Source organism: Microbaculum marinisediminis (assembly GCF_025397915.1).
GTDB classification, from domain to species: domain Bacteria; phylum Pseudomonadota; class Alphaproteobacteria; order Rhizobiales; family Tepidamorphaceae; genus Microbaculum; species Microbaculum marinisediminis.
Genome location: NZ_JALIDZ010000041.1, coordinates 1 through 395, shown reverse-complemented (window position 1 = coordinate 395; position 395 = coordinate 1). Strand labels below are relative to the sequence as shown.

Here is a 395-nt window from a genome sequence, read left to right as displayed (position 1 = left end):
AGCTTCGGGATGATGTCGCGCGGGTTGATGCCGTACCGGCGAGCGATACCGCGATAGGACCGCATATCGTCCCGCAATGCGGTGTTGAAGGCGTTCATGCGCGACTGTGCTTCGGCGAGCAGGCTGGACCGCATTTCGGGGGTCAGGCGCCCCTTGTCGTTCACGATGTTGACAGCAGACAGCAGGCGCTGCGGAAGCGATGCGGTGTTTTCCACCATGACCATTTCCCCCTCGCGCACGACGCTGCCGGGATCGAAGATCTTGCCGATGCCGTAAATGAAGTTCAGGTCGGAGGCCTTGGTGTCGCGGCCCTCGGCATCGACCAGAGACGACCAGATAGGCGCGGCCTGCGCATAGTTCTTGTAGCTCGGCAGCGCCTGGATTTCCTTCCGAAC

The 395-nt window shown here is 61.8% G+C and carries 1 protein-coding gene; it reads right to left on the bottom strand.

The window, feature by feature from the left end:
* Positions 1–395: hypothetical protein (locus MUB46_RS24495; RefSeq protein ID WP_261618539.1), on the bottom strand; the 395-nt coding region annotated here is incomplete at both ends.